This window comes from Streptomyces sp. NPDC002730, assembly GCF_042888805.1.
In the GTDB taxonomy this organism is placed as follows: domain Bacteria; phylum Actinomycetota; class Actinomycetes; order Streptomycetales; family Streptomycetaceae; genus Streptomyces.
The window spans coordinates 122,852-142,765 of the sequence record NZ_JBIAQG010000016.1 but is presented as its reverse complement, the minus strand read 5'-3'; the positions used below and the strand labels follow the sequence as shown (position 1 = coordinate 142,765).

Genomic DNA, 19,914 nt, shown 5'->3' with positions numbered 1-19,914 from the left:
GGGTCGAACCCCTCTCAGCTGAAAGGGTCGAACCCCCTCAGCCTACGTCCGCGGCTCCCACCCGCTCGCCCGGGGCGATCCGCACCCCGCGCGCCCAGTCGGCGGCCCGCATCGGCTTCTTGCCCTGCGGCTGGACCCAGAGCAGCTCGAGGGCGTGCGATCCGGTGCCGACGTACACATTGTTCTTGCCGGCCGAGAGCTGTCCGGGCGCGAGGTCCGTGCGGTCGGGCAGCAGCGCCGCCTGGATCAGCTTGAGCCGCTCGCCGCGGAAGACCGTCCAGGCACCGGGAGCGGGCGTGCAGCCGCGTACGAGGCGGTCGAGGCGGAGCGCCGGAGCCGTCCAGTCCAGGTGGGCGTCCTCGACGTTGATCTTCGGCGCGAGCGAGATGCCCTCGGCCGGCTGCGGCACGGCCTGCAGGTTGCCGTCCTCGATGCCGTCCATGGTCGCGACAAGCAGCCCGGCGCCGGCAAAAGCGAGCCGGGTGAGCAGATCGCCGCTGGTGTCGGTGGACCGCACCTGCTCGGTGATCACCCCGTAGACCGGGCCCGAGTCCAGCCCTTCCTCGATCAGGAAGGTCGAGGCGCCGGTCACCTCGTCACCGGCGATGATGGCGTGCTGGACGGGTGCGGCGCCACGCCAGGCAGGCAGCAGCGAGAAGTGCAGATTGACCCAGCCACGGGCCGGCACGTCCAGCGCCACCTTCGGCAGCAGCGCACCGTAGGCGACGACCGGGCAGCAGTCGGGCGCGATCTCGCGCAGCCGCGCCAGGAACTCCTCGTCCCGCGGCTTGACCGGCTTGAGCACCTCGATCCCGGCCTCCTCGGCACGCTGGGCGACCGGGCTGGCGACCAGATGGCGGCCGCGCCCGGCGGGAGCGTCCGGCCTGGTGACGACGGCGGCCACTTCATGCCGGTCGGAGGCGATCAGTGCGTCCAGGGCGGGTACGGCGACCTCGGGGGTGCCTGCGAAGACGAGCTTCATCGGTGGCTGACTGCCTCTCAGGCTGGTACGTGCAGGTAACTGGCGTGCATGCGGTGCGGTGACGAGCAGCGCACCAGTCTATGCGCGGGGCAGCAGGGGGCGTACGGAGGACTGTGCGCCCCGCGCACATACGCATACGCCCCCGCAGCGTGACCACATCGCCGGGTTGAGCGTTGGTCAAGAGAGATTGACCGAAAGCGGGCCGCCACGATGCTGCCCGACCCCTTTTCAACGCCGGTTCGAGAGGCTTGTCCATGGCCGACCACGCAACCCACGACGCCCAAGCCCGGGCAAGCCTGCATCTGTTGGTGCGGGACATCGAGCGGGTCCGCCGGCAGGTGGATGCTCTGCGCACGCTCACCGCCCAGCTGGGCAATGTCTACCGCCCGCGCCGCTCAGGCCCTTCCACGGGCTTTGTCGTCTACGGCAGGGCCCCGGCTCCGACCGTCCGTCTCGCACAGGAGCTGCGGGACAGCGTCGAGACTCTGGTGACCGCCGCGGTGGACTTCGACCGTTCGCTGGGCTTCTCGTGGGACGCGGTGGGCTCGGCACTCGGGGTCACCAAGCAGGCGGTGCACCGCCGTTACGGCGCGCGGCGGGCCGCGCAGCAGGCGGGTCCGGCCGATCTGGACCACGGCGCGGAGACGGCCACCACCCGCGCCCTGGCGGTCGGCCCGGGACTGCCTGCCGTGCCCGCCGCCCGTGCGATGCCGCCGCAGCCGACGGTCAGCAGCCAATCCCTCTGTGAGGAGGCCCGCCCGAGCGCCTTCCCCGGCCCGCGCAACGGCTGACCTTCCGCCGGCTGCCCCTGCCCCCTTCGGGGCGGGGGCAGCCGCTTCTTGTACAGGGCCCTGCCCCCGTTGTCGGGGACTTCCCGCCGTCAGTCTCAGCCGATGTCCGGCGGGTCGATTCTGATCCGTACCGGCTCGCCGCCGCCGCGTGCCGTCCTGGCCGCCTGTGCGGTCTTCAGTGCGGCAGCGAGCGCCGAACCGCTGCCCGGCGGAACCCTCAGCAGCACCCGCTCCCACACCTCACCCAGCGGGGGATCGCCCGGCCTGCGGGGCCTGCCGGGGTCGGTGGCCGGCACCGGGACAGGGCCAAGCACCTCGGCGTCGCCCGGCAGCTCGGCCGTCGCCACGAAGGCGGCGATCGCCTCCCCCGGGCCAGTCACCGCGGCCATCCGCGACACCGGCGGGAATCCCAGCTCGGCCCGCTCGCCGAGCTCGCGCTGCGCGTGTCCCACCGGGTCCCAGCGCACCAGCGCCTGCACGGGCCGCAGCGTCGGCTCGGCGACGATCACCACCGTGCCGCCCTCGCTCTGCCCGCGCACCAGCGAGGCGGCGTCCATCCAGCGCCGCAGCGCATCCTCGCCCGCCCGTAGATCGGGCCGTCCGAGCATCGCCCATCCGTCGAGCAGCAGCGCCGCCGCGTATCCGCCGTCCGCGACGGGCTCCGCGCCGGGCGTGCTCACCACCAGCGCGGGGCGCCCCGGCACGGTGTCCAGCACATGGTCCCGGCCCGATGTACGTACCTGGACGGCGGGGAAGGCCCGGCCGAGCTCCTCCGCCGTACGCCGTGCGCCGACGATCTGGGCGCGCAGCTTCGTACTCCCGCACGCGACGCAGTGCCAGTCCGGCGCACCGCGCCCGCACCAGCCGCACTTCAGATCGTGCGCGTCCGGCGCTTCCAGGGGTCCTGAGCAGTGCCGGCACCGGGCGGGCGTCCGGCATCGCTCGCACGCCAGCCTCGGCACATAGCCCCGCCTCGGCACCTGCACCAGCACCGGCCCGCTCTTCAGCCCGTCCCGAACGGTCCGCCAGGCCAGACTGGGCAGCCGCGCCGCCCGCGCCGCCTCGTCGCGCGCCAGCTCGCCGTCCCCGACGGTACGCACCAAGGGCGCGGCGCTGCGCACCTGCTCCCGGTCGGCGATCAGCGGCAGGGCCCACCCGCTCGCCACCAGCTGGGCGGCCTCCACCGTGCAGCTCGTACTCCCCAGCAGGAAGCCGCACGAGTCGTGCGTGGCCCGCAGCTCGAGCACCTCGCGCACATGCGGGAACGGTGCGTTCTCATCGCTGTGGCTCGAGTCGCCGTCGTCCCAGATCGCGACGAGGCCGAGATCCTGGACGGGAGCGAACATCGCGGCCCGGGTGCCTACGACGGCCCGCACCGACCCCCGGCGCACGGCGAGCCACTGCCGGTACCGCTTCTCGGGCCCGGACTCGGCGGTCAGCACAGCATGCCGCCCCTCCCCCAGCAGCGCGGTCAGCGCGGTATCGACCCGCGCCGCGCGCCGCCCGTCGGGCACGACCACCAGCGCGCCCCGCCCGGAGGCCAGCGTTGCCGCGACGGCCCGCGCCAGCTCGTCCGGCCACTGCGGCCCGGGGAGCGCGGTCCACACGGCCCGCGGCGCGCCACCACTCGCGAGCGCCTCCAGAAAGGCCGCCCCACGCCCGTACCGCCCCCAGCTCCCTGCCTCCGGCGCGGCCGGCGGCGGCAGCGGCTCCGGCGAGGGCTTCGACTCGGCCCGCCCGTTCCTGGGCGGGACAGCGAGCTGCAGCACATCCGCCAGACTCCCGGCGTACCGATCGGCGACCGCGCGCGCGAGGGCAAGCATCTCGGGGCTGAGCACCGGCTCGGGAGAGACCACGTAGGCGAGCGCCGCGAGCGCTCCCGCGTAGTCGGACTCCGCGCGCCGCTCGATGAGAAACCCGTCGATCAGCCCGCCGCCTTCACGCCGGCCTTCACGCACCCGGTGCGCCCCGGCCCCGAACCGCACCCTCACCCGCACTCCGGGCTGCGCGTCCGCGTCCAGCTCCTCGGGCACGGCGTAGTCGAAGTACTGGTCGAGATGGAGCACGCCCTTGTTGACCATGACCCGCGCCACGGGCAGCTCCTTGGCCAGCACGGCCCCACGCCAGGTCCGCGGCTTGGCCTTGGGCACCTTGGCCTTGCGCACGGTCTCCCGGATGAGCGCAAGCTGCTCCGGCCCACCGGCGGCGGGCTCTTCGGGCTGCTTGTTGTCGCTGCTCACAGCCAAATTCCTACCAGACGCCACTGACACGGCCACCCGCCCGAACCCCGGTACGCGCGACGGCCCCGGACCATTGCGGTCCGGGGCCGTCACACGGGCGTTGTGGCTTACGGAGCCTTACAGCCCCGCGGCCTTGCGCAGCGCGTCCACGCGGTCCGTGCGCTCCCACGTGAAGTCCGCGAGTTCGCGGCCGAAGTGGCCGTACGCCGCGGTCTGCGCGTAGATCGGGCGCAGCAGGTCCAGGTCGCGGATGATGGCGGCCGGGCGGAGGTCGAAGACCTCGGCGATGGCCTGCTCGATCTTGTCGACCTCGAGCGTGGCCGTGCCGAAGGTCTCGACGAAGAGTCCGACCGGCTCGGCCTTGCCGATGGCGTACGCGACCTGGACTTCGCAGCGCGCCGCGAGGCCGGCGGCCACCACGTTCTTGGCGACCCAGCGCATCGCGTACGCGGCCGAGCGGTCCACCTTCGACGGGTCCTTGCCCGAGAACGCGCCGCCGCCGTGGCGGGCCATGCCGCCGTAGGTGTCGATGATGATCTTCCGGCCGGTGAGGCCGGCGTCGCCCATCGGGCCACCGATCTCGAACCGGCCCGTCGGGTTGACCAGCAGCCGGTAGCCGTCGGTGTCCAGTTTGATGCCGTCCTCGACGAGCTGCTTCAGCACATGCTCGACGACGAACTCGCGGATGTCGGGGGCGAGCAGCGAGTCCAGGTCGATGTCGGACGCGTGCTGCGAGGAGACGACCACAGTGTCCAGACGCGCGGCCTTGTCACCGTCGTACTCGATGGTGACCTGGGTCTTGCCGTCGGGGCGCAGGTAGGGGATGGTCCCGTTCTTGCGGACCTCGGAGAGGCGGCGGGAGAGCCGGTGCGCCAGGTGGATCGGCAGCGGCATCAACGCGGGCGTCTCGTCGCAGGCGTAGCCGAACATCAGGCCCTGGTCGCCGGCGCCCTGCTTGTCGAGCTCGTCCTCGTCGCCCTCGACGCGCTTCTCGTACGCGGTGTCGACGCCCTGCGCGATGTCCGGCGACTGCGCGCCGATGGAGACCGAGACGCCGCAGGACGCGCCGTCGAAGCCCTTCTTCGAGGAGTCGTAACCGATCTCAAGGATCTTGTTCCGCACGAGCGTGGGGATGTCGGCGTACGCCTTGGTGGTCACCTCGCCGGCCACATGCACCAGACCGGTGGTGATCAAGGTCTCCACGGCAACGCGGGAGGTCGGGTCCTCCTGCAGAAGGGCGTCGAGAATGGTGTCGCTGATCTGGTCAGCGATCTTGTCGGGGTGACCCTCGGTCACGGACTCCGAGGTGAAGAGACGGCGGGACACATCGCTCCCTGGGGTTGCAGCGGCTGCTGGCTGATCATTTTTGGACCGGCCGGGGGCTGCGCCCCGCGACGTTCCACGAGCAGTTTATCGGTCGCCCTCCCCCGCCGGACCACCCGTCTCGCTCCGTGGGAGCTCTGTGACCTGTGACGCGACTGAAAACTGTAGGCCGATCGGCCCCAATCCACGAGCGTTTCGCCGGTTTTCGTGGGGTTTCATACATCCACTGGGCGAATCCAAGAATTCACCCGAGTCGCGGGACAACAAGGTCCCACACGGTGTCCGCGAGAGATTCCTTGGGTCCGTGAGGCACCGGCGTCTCGCCGCCGTCCGCGGCGAGCACCACGGCTTCGTTCTCCTCGGAGCCGAAGGTCTTGCGCTCCCCCACCTCATTGACCACGAGCAGGTCGCAGCCCTTGCGGCGCAGCTTGTCGCGGCCGTTGGCGAGGACGTCGTCGGTCTCCGCGGCGAAGCCGACGATGACCTGGGCGGGGCGGGCCCGTTCGGTGGAGATCTCCGCGAGTATGTCCGGGTTGCGGACCAGTGCGATGGGCGCGGGCTCCTGGCCGTCCTTCTTCTTGATCTTGCCTTCGGCGTACGCGACGGGGCGGAAGTCCGCGACGGCCGCGGCCATCACCACGGCATCGGCGGCCGCCGCCGCCTTGAGCACGGCCTCGCGCAGCTGGACCGCCGTGCCGACGTGGACCACGTCGACGCCCGCAGGGTCCGGTATCCCGGTGTTCGCCTCGATGAGCGTGACCCTGGCGCCGCGGGCCGCCGCGGTGCGCGCCAGGGCGTACCCCTGCTTGCCGGAGGAGCGGTTCCCCAGGTAGCGGACCGGGTCGAGCGGCTCGCGCGTGCCGCCCGCGCTGACGACGACATGGCGGCCGGCAAGATCCGGCGCGGCGACACCGCGGGCGAGCACCCGGCGGCAGACCTCGAAGATCTCGCCCGGATCCGGAAGCCGGCCCTTGCCGGTGTCCACACCGGTGAGCCGCCCCACGGCCGGCTCGATCACAACGGCTCCACGGCGGCGCAGCGTCGCCACATTCTCCTGGGTGGCCTGGTGCTCCCACATCTCGGTGTGCATCGCGGGCGCGAAGACCACCGGACAGCGGGCGGTCAGGAGCGTATTGGTGAGCAGGTCGTCTGCGAGGCCGTGGGCCGCCTTGGCGAGCATGTCGGCGGTGGCGGGCGCGACGACGACCAGATCGGCGTCCTGTCCGATCCGTACGTGCGGCACCTCGTGGACGTCGGACCAGACCTCGGTCGAGACGGGGTGGCCGGAGAGCGCCGACCAGGTCGCCGCGCCGACGAAGTGCAGTGCCGACGCGGTCGGCACCACCCGTACGTCGTGACCCGACTCGGTCAGCCTCCGCAGCAGCTCGCACGCCTTGTACGCGGCGATGCCTCCGCTGACCCCCAGAACGACCTTCGGCTTGTCCAGTGACACTGCTGCGTCTCCCCGCATTCGGATGCGTACCTTCCCATGACACACCACAGGCCCGGCGGATGCTCCGCCGGGCCTGTGGTGAAGGAACAGAATGTGCCTACTGAGCCGGGCCCTCAATGGCCTCCGAGGTCAGCAGACCCGCGTTGATCTCACGCAGGGCGATCGAGAGCGGCTTCTCGTGGACGTGGGTGTCCACCAGCGGACCGACGTACTCGAGCAGACCCTCACCGAGCTGCGAGTAGTACGCGTTGATCTGGCGCGCGCGCTTGGCCGCGTAGATCACGAGGCTGTACTTCGAGTCAGTGGCCTCGAGCAGCTCGTCGATCGGCGGGTTGATGATGCCCTCGGGCGCAGTGATGGAAGAGGACACGCTAAGCCTTCCGAAGAACGTGCAAAATGTTCGGACAAAGATCAAACACTGGGGTCCGGGGGCCCACGGTGTCAGCCGCTGATGTTTCAGTCCCCAGGAGACAGCTGCATCAAGGCTAGCAGCTCACGGGCCACGTCCTCGACGGAGGTATTGACCAGCGTGATATCGAACTCCGACTCGGCGGCCAGCTCGACCTTCGCGGCCGCCAGCCGGCGCTCGATCACCTCGGGAGACTCGGTGCCGCGGCCGGTGAGCCGACGGACCAGTTCCTCCCAGCTCGGCGGGGCCAGGAAGACCAGCTGCGAGTCCGGCATGGACTCCTTGACCTGCCGTGCGCCCTGGAGATCGATCTCCAGCAGCACGGGCTCGCCCGCCTCCAGGCGTTCGAGGACCGCACGGCGCGGTGTGCCGTAGCGATTGCCCGCGAACTCGGCCCATTCCAGCAGCTCGCCATTGGCGATCAGCTTGTCGAACTCTTCGTCGGTGACGAAGAAGTACTGAACGCCGTGGCGCTCGCCGGGGCGCGGCTTTCTTGTGGTGGCCGACACCGAGAGCCATACCTCGGGGTGGACCTTGCGCATATGGGCGACGACCGTGCTCTTACCGACCCCGGAGGGGCCGGAGAGCACGGTCAGCCGCGGACGTACCTCTGCTGCCATGCAGCGATTATCCAGGTTCCCGGGAGTGCCCGAGAACGTCAGGCGGCACCGCCGCCGAACTCGCGCTCAAGTGACGCGATCTGGTTGGAGCCGAGACCGCGCACGCGGCGGCTCTCGGAGATGCCGAGCCGCTCCATGATCTGCTTGGCGCGGACCTTGCCCACGCCCGGCAGGGACTCAAGAAGAGCGGAGACCTTCATCTTGCCGATGACGTCGTTCTCCTGGCCCTGCTTGATGACCTCGTGGAGCGAGGCGCCGGAGTGCTTGAGTCGATTCTTGACCTCGGCCCGCTCCCGGCGAGCCGCGGCGGCCTTTTCGAGCGCGGCTGCGCGCTGTTCAGGGGTAAGGGGCGGAAGAGCCACGCCTACGTCACCTCGGATGTCGAACTGTCGGATACGGACCGGTGAGGAAGCTAGTCGCCCCACACCAGGCGAGCAACGAGCAACGCAATGCACCTGCGCTGCACGTTTACTCTTCGACGGAGACTAGCGGCCAGGACCGCTCCAGTCAGCGAGAACAGACGAAAAGTCCTGGTCAGCATCGACCGACTGGGACATTTCTGGCGAAACGACCGACTTTTGGGCCGAGATTCTGTCATTGGGCCGGCCGCGGAGGTTTCCCAAGCTGCCCAGGCAGGGTCTCTGCCCCACCTGCGACCGCAGCTGTGGTCGCGCCTGCGCCCGCATCGAACAGCACCCCCGCGCCCCGAGGCCCAGGCTCAGGCCCCGGCGACCGCCGACCGCACCTCGTCCGCGAAGCGCGTCGCCGACTCACGCAGGGCCGCCACATCCGGGCCGTGCCGCAGCACGCCACGACTCACGCTCGGGACCACATTGCCGACCGCCGCCCCGAAGACACCCGGAAGGTCCGCGGGCGTCGCGCCCTGAGCCCCGATGCCGGGGGCGAGCAGCGGGCCGTTGATGTCGAGGTTCACACCGGCGTCGCCCAGCGTCGCGCCGACCACCGCGCCGACCGAGCCGAGCGGCTCGGCGCCCGCGTTCTCGGCCGCCATGTGGTCGAGCATCAGCTGGGCCAGGGAGCGGCCGTCCGCGGTCGTGGAGCGCTGGACCTCCGCGCCCTCCGGGTTGGAGGTGAGGGCCAGCACGAAGACGCCCGCACCCGACACAGCGGCCGCGTCCAGCGCCGGGCGCAGCGAGCCGAAGCCGAGATACGGGGAGACGGTCACCGCGTCCGAGAAGAGCGGCGAGTCCTTGTCGAGGTAGGTCGCCGCGTACGCGCCCATCGTCGAGCCGATGTCGCCGCGTTTGGCGTCCATCAGGACCAGCGCACCCGCCGCACGCGCCTCCTCCACCGCCTTCTCCAGTACGGCGATGCCCCGAGAGCCGAAGCGCTCGAAGAACGCCGACTGCGGCTTGAGCACGGCGACCCGGTCGGCCAGTGCCTCCACGACCGTGCGCGTGAAGCGCTCCAGGCCGGCGATGTCGTCGTTCAGGCCCCACGCGGTCAGCAGGGACGCGTGCGGGTCGATGCCGACGCAGAGCGGTCCACGGGTGTCCATGGCGTGGCGCAGGCGTGCGCCGAAGGGCGCCGTGGTCTGGAGGGGGGTCATGCGGTGGCCTTTCGGGTCTCGGCGCCGACAGCATCGGCGAGCGTCTCGTACGGGCCGGCCGCGAGCCGCGCCGCCAGGCCCTTGTGGATGGCGCGGGCGTAGAAAGGACCCTCGTAGATGAACGCGCTGTAGCCCTGGACCAGCGTGGCGCCCGCCAGGATCCGCTGCCAGGCGTCCTCGGCGTTCTCGATGCCCCCGACGCCCACGAGCGTGATCCGGTCGCCCACGCGCGCGTACAGCCGCCGCAGGACCTCCAGCGAGCGGTCCTTCACGGGCGCGCCGGACAGGCCACCCGTCTCCTTGACCAGGTCCGGGTCGGACTTCAGGCCCAGGCCGTCCCGCGCGATCGTCGTGTTGGTGGCGATGATGCCGTCGAGGCCCAGCTCGAGGGCGAGGTCCGCGACCGCGTCGACGTCCTCGTCCGCGAGGTCCGGCGCGATCTTGACGAGCAGCGGGACGCGGCGGTCCTGCACACTCCGGTCGGCGGCCTCTCGCACGGCGGTGAGCAGCGGGCGCAGCGACTCGGTCGCCTGGAGGTTGCGCAGACCGGGCGTGTTCGGCGACGAGACGTTGACGACCAGGTAGTCGGCGTGGCGCGCGAGTCGCTCGGTGGAGGTGACGTAGTCGCCCACGGCCTCCGCCTCCGGCACGACCTTGGTCTTGCCGATGTTGACGCCGACCGTGGTCGCGAAGACCGCCTTGCGGGCGCCCAGGCGCTCCGCCACGGCCGCCGAGCCCTCGTTGTTGAAGCCCATGCGGTTGATCAGCGCACGGTCCGGTACGAGCCGGAAGAGCCGCTTCTTGGGATTGCCGGGCTGCGGCTGTGCGGTGACCGTGCCGATCTCGATGTGGTCGAAGCCGAGCATCGACATTCCGTCGATGGCGACGGCGTTCTTGTCGAAGCCTGCGGCGAGGCCGAAGGGACCGTGCATCCGCAGGCCGAGCGCCTCGGTGCGCAGCTCCTTGTAGCGGGGCGCGAGAGCCGCGGCGACGAACGTACGCAGTACGGGGATGCGGACCGCGAGGCGGATCCAGCGGAAGGCCAGGTAGTGGGCCTCCTCCGGGTCCATCCGCTTGAAGACCAGGTTGAAGAAGAACTTGTACATGAAGGCGTCCTCACGCTGTGTTTTCTGGGGGACACCCCCAGATCCCCGAGAGGGGACACCGTTTCCGGTGTCCCCTCCCCGATTGCTAGTCGCGGGCCGCGATCAGGTGTTCCGCGTGTTCCTGGAGTGAACGGACGCCCACATCACCGCGGTTGAGCGCGTCGATGCCCTGGACGGCGGCGGCGAGCGCCTGGACCGTCGTCAGGCACGGCACGGAGCGCGCCACGGCCGCCGTACGGATCTCGTAGCCGTCGAGGCGGCCGCCGGTGCCGTACGGGGTGTTGACGATGAGGTCGACATCGCCGTCGTGGATCAGCTGGACGATGGTCCGCTCGCCGTTCGGGCCCTCGCCCTCGCTCTGCTTGCGCACGATGGTGGCGTTGATGCCGTTGCGCTTGAGCACCTCGGCCGTGCCGGATGTGGCAAGCAGCTCGAAGCCGTGGGCGACCAGCTCACGCGCCGGGAAGATCATCGAGCGCTTGTCGCGGTTGGCGACGGAGATGAAGGCGCGGCCCTTGGTGGGCAGCGGGCCGTAGGCGCCGGCCTGCGACTTGGCATAGGCGGTGCCGAAGACCGAGTCGATGCCCATGACCTCGCCGGTGGAGCGCATCTCCGGGCCGAGGACGGTGTCGACGCCGCGGCCGTGGATGTCGCGGAAGCGCGACCACGGCATCACGGCCTCCTTGACGGAGATCGGCGCGTCCATCGGGAGCGTGCCGCCGTCGCCGTTCGCGGGCAGCAGGCCCTCCGTGCGCAGTTCGGCGATGGTCGCGCCGAGCGAGATACGGGCTGCGGCCTTCGCCAGCGGCACTGCGGTCGCCTTCGAGGTGAAGGGGACGGTGCGCGAGGCACGCGGGTTGGCCTCGAGGACGTACAGGATGTCGCCGGCCATCGCGAACTGGATGTTGATCAGTCCGCGGACGCCGACGCCCTTGGCGATGGCCTCGGTCGAGGCCCGCAGCCGCTTGATGTCGAAGCCGCCGAGCGTGATCGGGGGCAGCGCGCACGCCGAGTCGCCGGAGTGGATTCCGGCCTCCTCGATGTGCTCCATCACGCCGCCGAGGTAGAGCTCGGTGCCGTCGTAGAGCGCGTCGACGTCGATCTCGATCGCGTCGTCGAGGAAGCGGTCCACCAGGACGGGACGGGTGGGGCTGATCTCGGTGGACTCGGCGATGTACGACTCGAGGCGGGCCTCTTCGTACACGATCTCCATACCGCGCCCGCCCAGCACGTACGACGGGCGTACGAGGACGGGGTATCCGATCTCGTCGGCGATGGCCTTGGCGCCGGCGAAGGTCGTCGCGGTGCCGTGCTTGGGAGCCGGGAGGCCGGCCTCGGCAAGTACGCGGCCGAAGGCGCCGCGGTCCTCGGCGGCGTGGATCGCCTCGGGCGAGGTGCCCACGACCGGCACGCCGTTGTCCTTGAGCGCCTGCGCGAGACCCAGCGGGGTCTGGCCGCCGAGCTGGACGATGACGCCCGCGATCGGCCCCGCCTGGGACTCCGCGTGCACGATCTCCAGGACGTCCTCCAGGGTGAGCGGCTCGAAGTAGAGCCGGTCGGAGGTGTCGTAGTCGGTGGAGACGGTCTCGGGGTTGCAGTTAACCATCACGGTCTCGTAGCCGGCGTCGCTCAGCGCGAAGGAGGCGTGGACACAGGAGTAGTCGAACTCGATGCCCTGGCCGATACGGTTCGGCCCCGAGCCGAGGATGATCACTGCGGGCTTCTCGCGCGGCGCGACTTCGCTCTCCTCGTCGTACGAGGAGTAGAAGTACGGCGTTTTGGCGGCGAATTCGGCGGCGCAGGTGTCGACCGTCTTGTAGACCGGGCGGATGCCGAGCGCATGCCGGACCTCGCGGACGACGTCCTCGCGCAGCCCGCGGATCTCGGCGATCTGGGCGTCGGAGAAACCGTGCCGCTTGGCGTCGGCGAGCAGCTCGGGGTCGAGCTTCTCGGCGGCGGTGAGCTCGTCCGCGTACTCCTTGATCAGGAAGAGCTGGTCGACGAACCACGGGTCGATCTTCGTCGCCTCGAAGACCTCCTCGGGCGTGGCGCCCGCGCGGATGGCCTGCATGACGGTGTTGATCCGGCCGTCGGTGGGGACCTTGGCGGTGAGCAGCAGCTGCGCCTTGTCGCCCGGCTCACCGGTGAAGGAGAACTGCGAGCCCTTCTTCTCCAGCGAGCGCAGCGCCTTGTTGAGCGCCTCGGTGAAGTTCCGGCCGATCGCCATGGCCTCGCCCACCGACTTCATGGTGGTGGTGAGGGTGGCGTCGGCGGACGGGAACTTCTCGAAGGCGAAGCGCGGCACCTTGACGACGACGTAGTCGAGAGTGGGCTCGAAGGACGCCGGCGTCTTCTCGGTGATGTCGTTGGGGATCTCGTCGAGCGTGTAGCCGACGGCGAGACGGGCGGCGATCTTGGCGATCGGGAAGCCGGTGGCCTTGGAGGCGAGCGCCGAGGAGCGGGAGACACGCGGGTTCATCTCGATGACGATGATCCGGCCGTCGTCGGGGTTGACGGCGAACTGGATATTGCAGCCGCCGGTGTCGACGCCGACCTCGCGGATGATCGCGATACCGACGTCGCGCAGCCGCTGGTACTCGCGGTCGGTCAGCGTCATCGCCGGGGCGACGGTGATCGAGTCGCCGGTGTGCACGCCCATCGGGTCGAAGTTCTCGATGGAGCAGACGACCACGACATTGTCGTGCTTGTCGCGCATCAGCTCCAGCTCGTACTCCTTCCAGCCGAGGATGGACTCCTCCAGGAGCACCTCGGTGGTCGGCGAGAGCGTGAGGCCCTGACCGGCGATACGGCGCAGCTCGTCCTCGTTGTGCGCGAAGCCGGAACCGGCGCCGCCCATCGTGAACGAGGGGCGGACGACGACGGGGTAGCCACCGAGCGTCCCGACGCCCTTCAGCACATCGTCCATGGAGTGGCAGATGACCGAGCGGGCGGACTCGCCGTGGCCGATCTTGGCGTTGACGGCCTCGACGACGCCCTTGAACAGCTCGCGGTCCTCGCCCTTGTTGATCGCCTCGACATTGGCGCCGATGAGCTCGACGCCGTACTTCTCCAGCACACCCTGCTCATGCATGGAGATCGCGGTGTTGAGCGCGGTCTGGCCACCGAGGGTGGGCAGCAGCGCGTCGGGGCGCTCCTTGGCGATGATCTTTTCGACGAACTCCGGGGTGATCGGCTCGACGTAGGTGGCGTCGGCGATCTCCGGGTCGGTCATGATCGTCGCCGGGTTGGAGTTCACCAGGATGACCCGCAGGCCCTCGGACTTGAGGACGCGGCAGGCCTGGGTGCCGGAGTAGTCGAACTCGGCGGCCTGACCGATGACGATCGGGCCGGAGCCGATGACCAGGACGGACTGGATATCGGAGCGCTTAGGCACGCTGGCCCTCCATCAGGGATACGAAGCGGTCGAAGAGGTACGCGGCGTCGTGCGGGCCCGCGGCCGCTTCGGGGTGGTACTGGACGCTGAAGGCCGGCTGGTCGAGCAGTTGCAGGCCTTCGACCACGTTGTCGTTGAGGCAGACGTGGGAGACCTCGGCGCGGCCGTAGGGGGTGTCGGAGATCTTGTCGAGCGGCGCGTCGACGGCGAATCCGTGGTTGTGCGCGGTGACCTCGACCTTGCCGGTGGAGCGGTCCTGGACGGGCTGGTTGATGCCCCGGTGGCCGTACTTCAGCTTGTACGTGCCGAAGCCGAGCGAGCGGCCGAGCAGCTGGTTGCCGAAGCAGATGCCGAAGAGCGGCGTCTTGCGCTCGAGGACGCCCTTGACGACGGTCAGATCGGCGGTGGCGGGGTCGCCGGGGCCGTTGGAGAGGAACACGCCGTCGGGGTTGACCGCGTACACGTCCTCGACCGTGGCGGTGGCGGGCAGGACGTGCACCTCGATGCCGCGCTCGGCCATGCGGTGCGGGGTCATGCCCTTGATGCCGAGGTCTATGGCGGCGACGGTGAACTTCTTGGTGCCGATCGCCGGGACGACGTACGTCCGCTCCGTCGCGACCTCGGCGGAAAGGTTCGCGCCCTTCATCTGGGGGGCTTCCTGCACCCGGGCCAGCAGTGTGGCCTCGTCGGCGAGAGAGTCACCCGAGAAGATGCCGACGCGCATCGCGCCGCGCTCGCGCAGATGGCGGGTGAGCGCGCGGGTGTCGATGCCGCTGATGCCGACCACGCCCTGGGCGACGAGCTGGTCGTCCAGGGAGCGCTGGGAGCGCCAGTTGGAGGGCACGCGCGCGGGGTCACGTACGACATAGCCCGCGACCCAGATCCGCTGCGACTCGTCGTCCTCGTCGTTGACGCCGGTGTTGCCGACGTGCGGGGCGGTCATCACAACGACCTGGCGGTGGTACGACGGGTCGGTGAGGGTCTCCTGGTAGCCGGTCATGCCGGTGTTGAACACCGCCTCGCCGAAGGTCTCCCCCACGGCCCCGTAGGCGCGGCCGCGGAACGTGCGGCCGTCCTCCAGGACGAGTACGGCGGGAGCCTTGGCGGCTCCCCGGGTGGAGATCGTCATCGTGCGGTGCCTTCCGTCGTGTTGATCATGCTGTTGATGGATTCGACCCAGGCGGCGTGCTCGGCCGCGTGGTCGGCGCGGAACCCGGAGTCGATCAGCTTGTCGCCGTGCGCCCAGGTGACGACCAGGAGTCCGCCCTCGGCGAGGACCTTGCCGGCGATGCCCTTGTCGAGCCTGGCCTCACGCAGCTGCGCTGCCGGGATGAAGAAGTCGGTCGCACCGGGGCGTACGACGTCCAGGCCCGCGTCGGTGAGCGTGAGCTCCACGCGGCTGCGGGTGCCCAGGCCGTGGGCCACGATCCGGTCGAGCCACTGTCCGGCGGTCGTGGAGCCGTGGTAGCGGCCGGTCAGTTCAAGTTTCGCCTCGCCGGGCGCGTCGGGCGCGGCGAGCAGCTCGGGGAGGTCGGACTGGAGGCTGCCGCGCCACTTCCATCCCTGGCGCATCAGCCAGTAGACGAAGGCGATGAAGAGCAGCAGTCCGACGACCCAGCCGATGCGGGCCGCCCAGTCGGTGACCTCCGCCGACTTCTGCTCGGCGGCGATGTCGATCAGAGTTGTCACGCCAGCTCCCCGTCCACGACCGTTGCCCGGCCCCGCAGGAAGGTGTGGGTGACGCGTCCCGGCAGCTCACGCCCCTCGTAGGGGGTGTTGCGGCTGCGGGATGCGAAGCCCGCGGGGTCCACCACTCCACGGTATGCCGGATCGACGAGCGTGAGGTTCGCGGGCTCACCTGCCGAGACGGGCCTTCCGTGGCCCTCCAGCCGGCCGATCTGCGCGGGCCGGAAGGACATCCGGTCCGCGACACCGGCCCAGTCGATGAGGCCGGTGTCGACCATCGTCTGCTGGACGACGGAGAGCGCGGTCTCCAGGCCCACCATGCCCATGGCGGCCGCGGCCCACTCGCAGTCCTTGTCCTCGTGCGGGTGCGGGGCGTGGTCGGTGGCGACGCAGTCGATGGTGCCGTCGGCGAGAGCCTCGCGCAGCGCCAGCACATCGGTCTCGGTGCGCAGCGGCGGGTTCACCTTGTAGACGGGGTTGTACGAGCGTACGAGCTCGTCCGTGAGCAGCAGGTGGTGCGGGGTCACCTCGGCGGTGACGTTCCAGCCCTTGGACTTGGCCCAGCGGACGATCTCGACGGAGCCGGCCGTGGAGAGGTGGCAGATGTGCACCCGGGAGCCGACGTGGGCGGCGAGGAGGACATCGCGGGCGATGATCGACTCCTCGGCGACGGCCGGCCAGCCGCCGAGGCCGAGCTCGGCGGAGACGATGCCCTCGTTCATCTGGGCGCCCTCGGTGAGACGGGGCTCCTGGGCGTGCTGGGCCACGACGCCGTCGAAGGCCTTCACGTACTCCAGCGCGCGGCGCATGATCACCGCGTCGTCGACGCACTTGCCGTCGTCGGAGAAGACCCTCACGCCGGCGGCGGAGTCGTGCATCGCGCCGAGTTCGGCGAGCTTCTTGCCCTCGAGGCCGACGGTGACGGCGCCGATGGGCTGCACGTCGCAATAGCCGGACTCCTTGCCGAGGCGGTAGACCTGCTCGACGACGCCGGCGGTATCGGCGACCGGGAAGGTGTTGGCCATGGCGTGCACGGCGGTGAATCCGCCGACAGCGGCCGCCTTGGTGCCGGTGAGGACGGTCTCGGAGTCCTCACGGCCCGGCTCACGCAGATGGGTGTGCAGGTCGACGAGGCCCGGCAGCAGGATCTGCCCCTCGGCCTCGACGACGGTCGCGTCGTCCGCGCTCAGCCCGGTGCCGACCTGTGCGATGGTCTCGCCGTCGATCAGGACGTCCTGCGCCTCGCCGCCCAGCACCTTCGCGCCACGGATAAGAATCTTGCTCATGGTTACTTGCTCTCCTCGGTGCGCGCGTGGGTGGGGCTGACGGCGGGCTCATTGCCGCCCAGAAGCAGATACAGGACGGCCATGCGGGTCGAGACGCCGTTGGCGACCTGCTCGACGGCCGTGCAGCGGTCGGAGTCGGCGACCTGCGCCGTGATCTCCATGCCGCGGTTCATCGGTCCGGGGTGCATCACGATGGCGTGCTCGGGCATCCGGGCCATGCGGTCGCCGTCCAGGCCGTAGCGGCGTGAGTATTCGCGCTCGGTCGGGAAGAAGGCGGCGTTCATGCGCTCGCGCTGCACACGCAGCATCATCACGGCGTCGGACTTCGGCAGCACCTCGTCCAGGTCGTACGAGACCTCGCACGGCCAGTTTTCGACACCGATCGGCACCAGGGTGGGCGGGGCAACGAGGGTGACCTGGGCGCCGAGGGTGTTCAGCAGCAGGACGTTGGAGCGGGCCACCCGGCTGTGCAGCACGTCGCCGACGATCGTGATGCGACGTCCTGTGAGGTCACGCCCTATCCCGGCATCCGCGCCGACCAGGCGGCGGCGCATGGTGAAGGCGTCGAGCAGCGCCTGGGTGGGGTGCTCGTGGGTGCCGTCGCCGGCGTTGACGACCGCGCCGTCGATCCAGCCGGAGGTGGCGAGCCGGTAGGGGGCTCCGGAGGCGCCGTGCCGGATGACGACGGCGTCCGCTCCCATCGCCTCCAGGGTCAGCGCGGTGTCCTTGAGGGACTCGCCCTTGGAGACCGAGGATCCCTTGGCGGAGAAGTTGATCACGTCGGCGGAGAGCCGCTTGGCGGCAGCCTCGAAGGAGATCCGGGTCCGGGTCGAGTCCTCGAAGAAGAGGTTGACGACGGTACGGCCGCGCAGGGTCGGCAGCTTCTTGATCGGCCGGTCCGCGACCCGGGCCATCTCCTCGGCGGTGTCGAGGATGAGAACGGCGTCGTCGCGGGTGAGGTCGGCGGCCGAGATGAGGTGACGCTTCATCTGGGTGTGCTCCGTTGTCTGGAAGTCGTGGGTCCGGAGGCCTGCGGCGGAGCCGCCATCGGTATGCGGCCCCGGACAGCACAGCGGCATGCGGGCGCGCGGCTAGCACGTCCGTACGAGGGTTCGAAGGGCGTACGGAGGGTGCTACTGCTCGCCGGCCGGGGCGGTCTCGCGCACACCGAGCAGCACGGTGTCGCGACCGTCCTCCTCGGCGAGCTGAACCTTGACCGTCTCCCGCAGCGACGTGGGGAGGTTCTTGCCGACATAGTCGGCGCGGATGGGGAGTTCGCGGTGGCCGCGGTCGACCAGGACCGCGAGCTGTACGGCGCGCGGTCGGCCGATGTCGCCCAGTGCGTCGAGCGCGGCGCGGATGGTGCGGCCGGAGAAGAGCACGTCGTCGACGAGGACGACCAGCCGGCCGTCGACGCCGTCACCGGGGATCTCGGTGCGCGCCAGCGTGCGGGCGGGCCGCATACGCAGATCGTCGCGGTACATGGTGATGTCGAGGGAGCCGACCGGAATCTTTCGGCCGGTGATCTCTTCGAGCTTGTCGGCCAGCCGGCGGGCAAGGAACACACCGCGGGTCGGAATGCCGAGAAGCACCACGTCGTCGGCGCCTTTCGCGCGTTCGACGATCTCGTGGGCGATGCGGGTCAGTACCCGCGCGATGTCGGGAGCCTCGAGAACGGGGCGTGCCACATCGGAACTGTCGTGCGAGTCCATATGAAACGGACCTCCTTCTCCGCCTCACGGGACGGATCTTAAAGGACGTCGGAATTACGCCATCAACGGTACCAGGGCCTTGCGCGGCCCCGGCTCCCGCCCCTCGTCCCGGCGCCGGCAGCACCCGCTACGGACCATTCGGCTTGACGAGTCCAAGTAACGCTGCGTAACCTCACAGTGAGTGACCAGCCGCGCGGCGGAGCCGCACGTCGACACAGTGTCCGGGGAGCTATATGTCCAGCGAATACGCAAAACAGCTCGGGGCCAAGCTCCGCGCCATCCGCACCCAGCAGGGGCTTTCCCTCCACGGCGTGGAAGAGAAGTCCCAGGGCCGCTGGAAGGCCGTCGTGGTCGGCTCGTACGAGCGTGGCGACCGTGCCGTGACCGTGCAGCGTCTTGCCGAGCTGGCGGACTTCTACGGCGTCCCGGTGCAGGAACTGCTTCCTGGCACCACGCCGGGCGGGGCCGCCGAGCCGCCGCCGAAGCTCGTCCTGGATCTGGAGCGCCTGGCCCACGTCCCGCAGGAGAAGGCCGGCCCTCTCCAGCGGTACGCCGCCACGATCCAGTCCCAGCGCGGCGACTACAACGGCAAGGTGCTGTCGATCCGCCAGGACGACCTGCGCACCCTCGCCGTCATCTACGACCAGTCGCCGTCGGTCCTGACCGAGCAGCTCATCAGCTGGGGTGTGCTCGACGCGGACGCGCGGCGCGCGGTCGCGCATGAAGAAGGCTGACGCCACTTCAGGAGAAACGTCACGTCGGAGGGCGAACCCGGTTGTTCCGGGTTCGCCCTCCGGTGCGTTCGGGGGTTGGTCCCCGGCCGGCGTCAGCCGCGGCAGCCGGACATGCACCGGGCCCGTGGCGGAAGACTGTTCGTCTTCCGCCACGGGCCCGGTGGAGCCGGTCGCGCCCTAGTCCCGGCGCAGGCTCGGCTTGAGGTCCTTGAAGCGGCCCAGCAGGCCGTTCACGAACGACGGGGACTCGTCGGTGGAGAACTCCTTGGCGAGTTGCACCGCCTCGTCGATCACCACCGCGTCCGGAGTCTCGTCCACCCACACCAGCTCGTACGCCCCGAGCCGGATGATGTTCCGGTCGACGACCGGCATCCGGTCGAGCGTCCAGCCGACCGAGTAGGTGGCGATGAGGTCGTCGATCCGGTCCGCGTACTCCGCGTACCCCTCGACCAGCTCCATCGTGTATTCGCCGACCGGCGGCTGCCGGTCGTCGGTCCGCGCGTGCCGCACCCAGTCCGCGAGGACCGTCTGCACGGAGGTACCGCGCTGGTCGGCCTCGAAGAGGATCTGGAAGGCGCGCTTACGGGCCTTGTTCCGGGCAGCCACGG

At 70.2% G+C, this 19,914-nt stretch carries 18 protein-coding genes; 2 read left to right on the top strand and 16 right to left on the bottom strand.

Translation table 11 applies throughout. The annotated features are described in order from the left end of the window. Positions 1-37: 37 nt before the first annotated feature. On the bottom strand, positions 38-982 hold the full coding sequence (fmt, locus tag ACFYXH_RS34960) for a methionyl-tRNA formyltransferase (protein WP_327322272.1): 945 nt from the start codon (positions 980-982) through the stop codon (positions 38-40). A gap of 254 nt (positions 983-1,236) precedes the next feature. Here fmt and ACFYXH_RS34955 point away from each other — a divergent pair, with 254 nt between their 5' ends. Continuing rightward, a complete protein-coding gene (locus ACFYXH_RS34955) occupies positions 1,237-1,773 on the top strand; it encodes a hypothetical protein (RefSeq protein ID WP_389571772.1) in 537 nt (178 codons plus the stop codon). Between the two features lie 95 nt (positions 1,774-1,868). Here the strand turns inward: ACFYXH_RS34955 and ACFYXH_RS34950 are convergent, their stop codons facing one another. From ACFYXH_RS34950 to pyrR, 14 genes are all read right to left on the bottom strand, one after another. After that, entirely contained in the window at positions 1,869-4,013 is a 2,145-nt protein-coding gene (locus tag ACFYXH_RS34950) for a primosomal protein N' (protein WP_389571769.1), read from the bottom strand. 117 nt (positions 4,014-4,130) lie between these two features. Next, positions 4,131-5,339, bottom strand: coding sequence for a methionine adenosyltransferase (metK, locus tag ACFYXH_RS34945; protein ID WP_327322275.1), 1,209 nt, complete (start codon positions 5,337-5,339; stop codon positions 4,131-4,133). A 241-nt stretch (positions 5,340-5,580) separates the two neighbouring features. Beyond that, complete coding sequence (gene coaBC / locus ACFYXH_RS34940; RefSeq protein WP_385308667.1) at positions 5,581-6,783, bottom strand: bifunctional phosphopantothenoylcysteine decarboxylase/phosphopantothenate--cysteine ligase CoaBC; 1,203 nt, start codon at positions 6,781-6,783, stop codon at positions 5,581-5,583. A gap of 103 nt (positions 6,784-6,886) precedes the next feature. Next, positions 6,887-7,159: a DNA-directed RNA polymerase subunit omega gene (gene rpoZ / locus ACFYXH_RS34935; protein ID WP_005319902.1), complete on the bottom strand. Its 273-nt coding sequence runs from the start codon at positions 7,157-7,159 to the stop codon at positions 6,887-6,889. A gap of 86 nt (positions 7,160-7,245) precedes the next feature. After that, positions 7,246-7,818 carry a guanylate kinase gene (gmk, locus tag ACFYXH_RS34930; RefSeq protein ID WP_385308495.1) on the bottom strand — a complete coding sequence of 191 codons (573 nt, stop codon included), beginning with the start codon at positions 7,816-7,818 and terminating at the stop codon, positions 7,246-7,248. Between the two features lie 38 nt (positions 7,819-7,856). Next, positions 7,857-8,180, bottom strand: coding sequence for an integration host factor (locus tag ACFYXH_RS34925; protein ID WP_005319887.1), 324 nt, complete (start codon positions 8,178-8,180; stop codon positions 7,857-7,859). 356 nt (positions 8,181-8,536) lie between these two features. After that, positions 8,537-9,388, bottom strand: a complete 852-nt coding sequence (gene pyrF, locus ACFYXH_RS34920) for an orotidine-5'-phosphate decarboxylase (protein ID WP_362679476.1) — start codon at positions 9,386-9,388, stop codon at positions 8,537-8,539. Next, positions 9,385-10,494, bottom strand: coding sequence for a quinone-dependent dihydroorotate dehydrogenase (locus tag ACFYXH_RS34915; protein WP_389571765.1), 1,110 nt, complete (start codon positions 10,492-10,494; stop codon positions 9,385-9,387). The genes pyrF and ACFYXH_RS34915 overlap by 4 nt, the downstream gene beginning before the upstream one ends. 85 nt (positions 10,495-10,579) lie before the next feature. After that, positions 10,580-13,888, bottom strand: coding sequence for a carbamoyl-phosphate synthase large subunit (gene carB / locus ACFYXH_RS34910; protein ID WP_389571762.1), 3,309 nt, complete (start codon positions 13,886-13,888; stop codon positions 10,580-10,582). Then, entirely contained in the window at positions 13,881-15,017 is a 1,137-nt protein-coding gene (gene carA / locus ACFYXH_RS34905) for a glutamine-hydrolyzing carbamoyl-phosphate synthase small subunit (RefSeq protein WP_389571759.1), read from the bottom strand. The genes carB and carA overlap by 8 nt, the downstream gene beginning before the upstream one ends. Then, positions 15,014-15,577: a hypothetical protein gene (locus ACFYXH_RS34900; protein WP_389571756.1), complete on the bottom strand. Its 564-nt coding sequence runs from the start codon at positions 15,575-15,577 to the stop codon at positions 15,014-15,016. The genes carA and ACFYXH_RS34900 overlap by 4 nt, the downstream gene beginning before the upstream one ends. Then, positions 15,574-16,860, bottom strand: coding sequence for a dihydroorotase (locus ACFYXH_RS34895; RefSeq protein ID WP_389571753.1), 1,287 nt, complete (start codon positions 16,858-16,860; stop codon positions 15,574-15,576). Before ACFYXH_RS34895 ends, ACFYXH_RS34900 begins: the two co-directional genes overlap by 4 nt. A gap of 2 nt (positions 16,861-16,862) precedes the next feature. Continuing rightward, positions 16,863-17,849: an aspartate carbamoyltransferase catalytic subunit gene (locus tag ACFYXH_RS34890; protein WP_389571752.1), complete on the bottom strand. Its 987-nt coding sequence runs from the start codon at positions 17,847-17,849 to the stop codon at positions 16,863-16,865. A 144-nt stretch (positions 17,850-17,993) separates the two neighbouring features. Then, positions 17,994-18,572, bottom strand: coding sequence for a bifunctional pyr operon transcriptional regulator/uracil phosphoribosyltransferase PyrR (pyrR, locus tag ACFYXH_RS34885; protein ID WP_327322284.1), 579 nt, complete (start codon positions 18,570-18,572; stop codon positions 17,994-17,996). Between the two features lie 233 nt (positions 18,573-18,805). Between pyrR and bldD the strand changes: the two genes are divergently transcribed. After that, positions 18,806-19,306: a transcriptional regulator BldD gene (gene bldD, locus ACFYXH_RS34880; protein ID WP_030355502.1), complete on the top strand. Its 501-nt coding sequence runs from the start codon at positions 18,806-18,808 to the stop codon at positions 19,304-19,306. Between the two features lie 177 nt (positions 19,307-19,483). Here bldD and nusB read toward each other — a convergent pair whose 3' ends face one another. Beyond that, a complete protein-coding gene (nusB, locus tag ACFYXH_RS34875) occupies positions 19,484-19,912 on the bottom strand; it encodes a transcription antitermination factor NusB (RefSeq protein ID WP_327322285.1) in 429 nt (142 codons plus the stop codon). Positions 19,913-19,914: the final 2 nt, after the last annotated feature.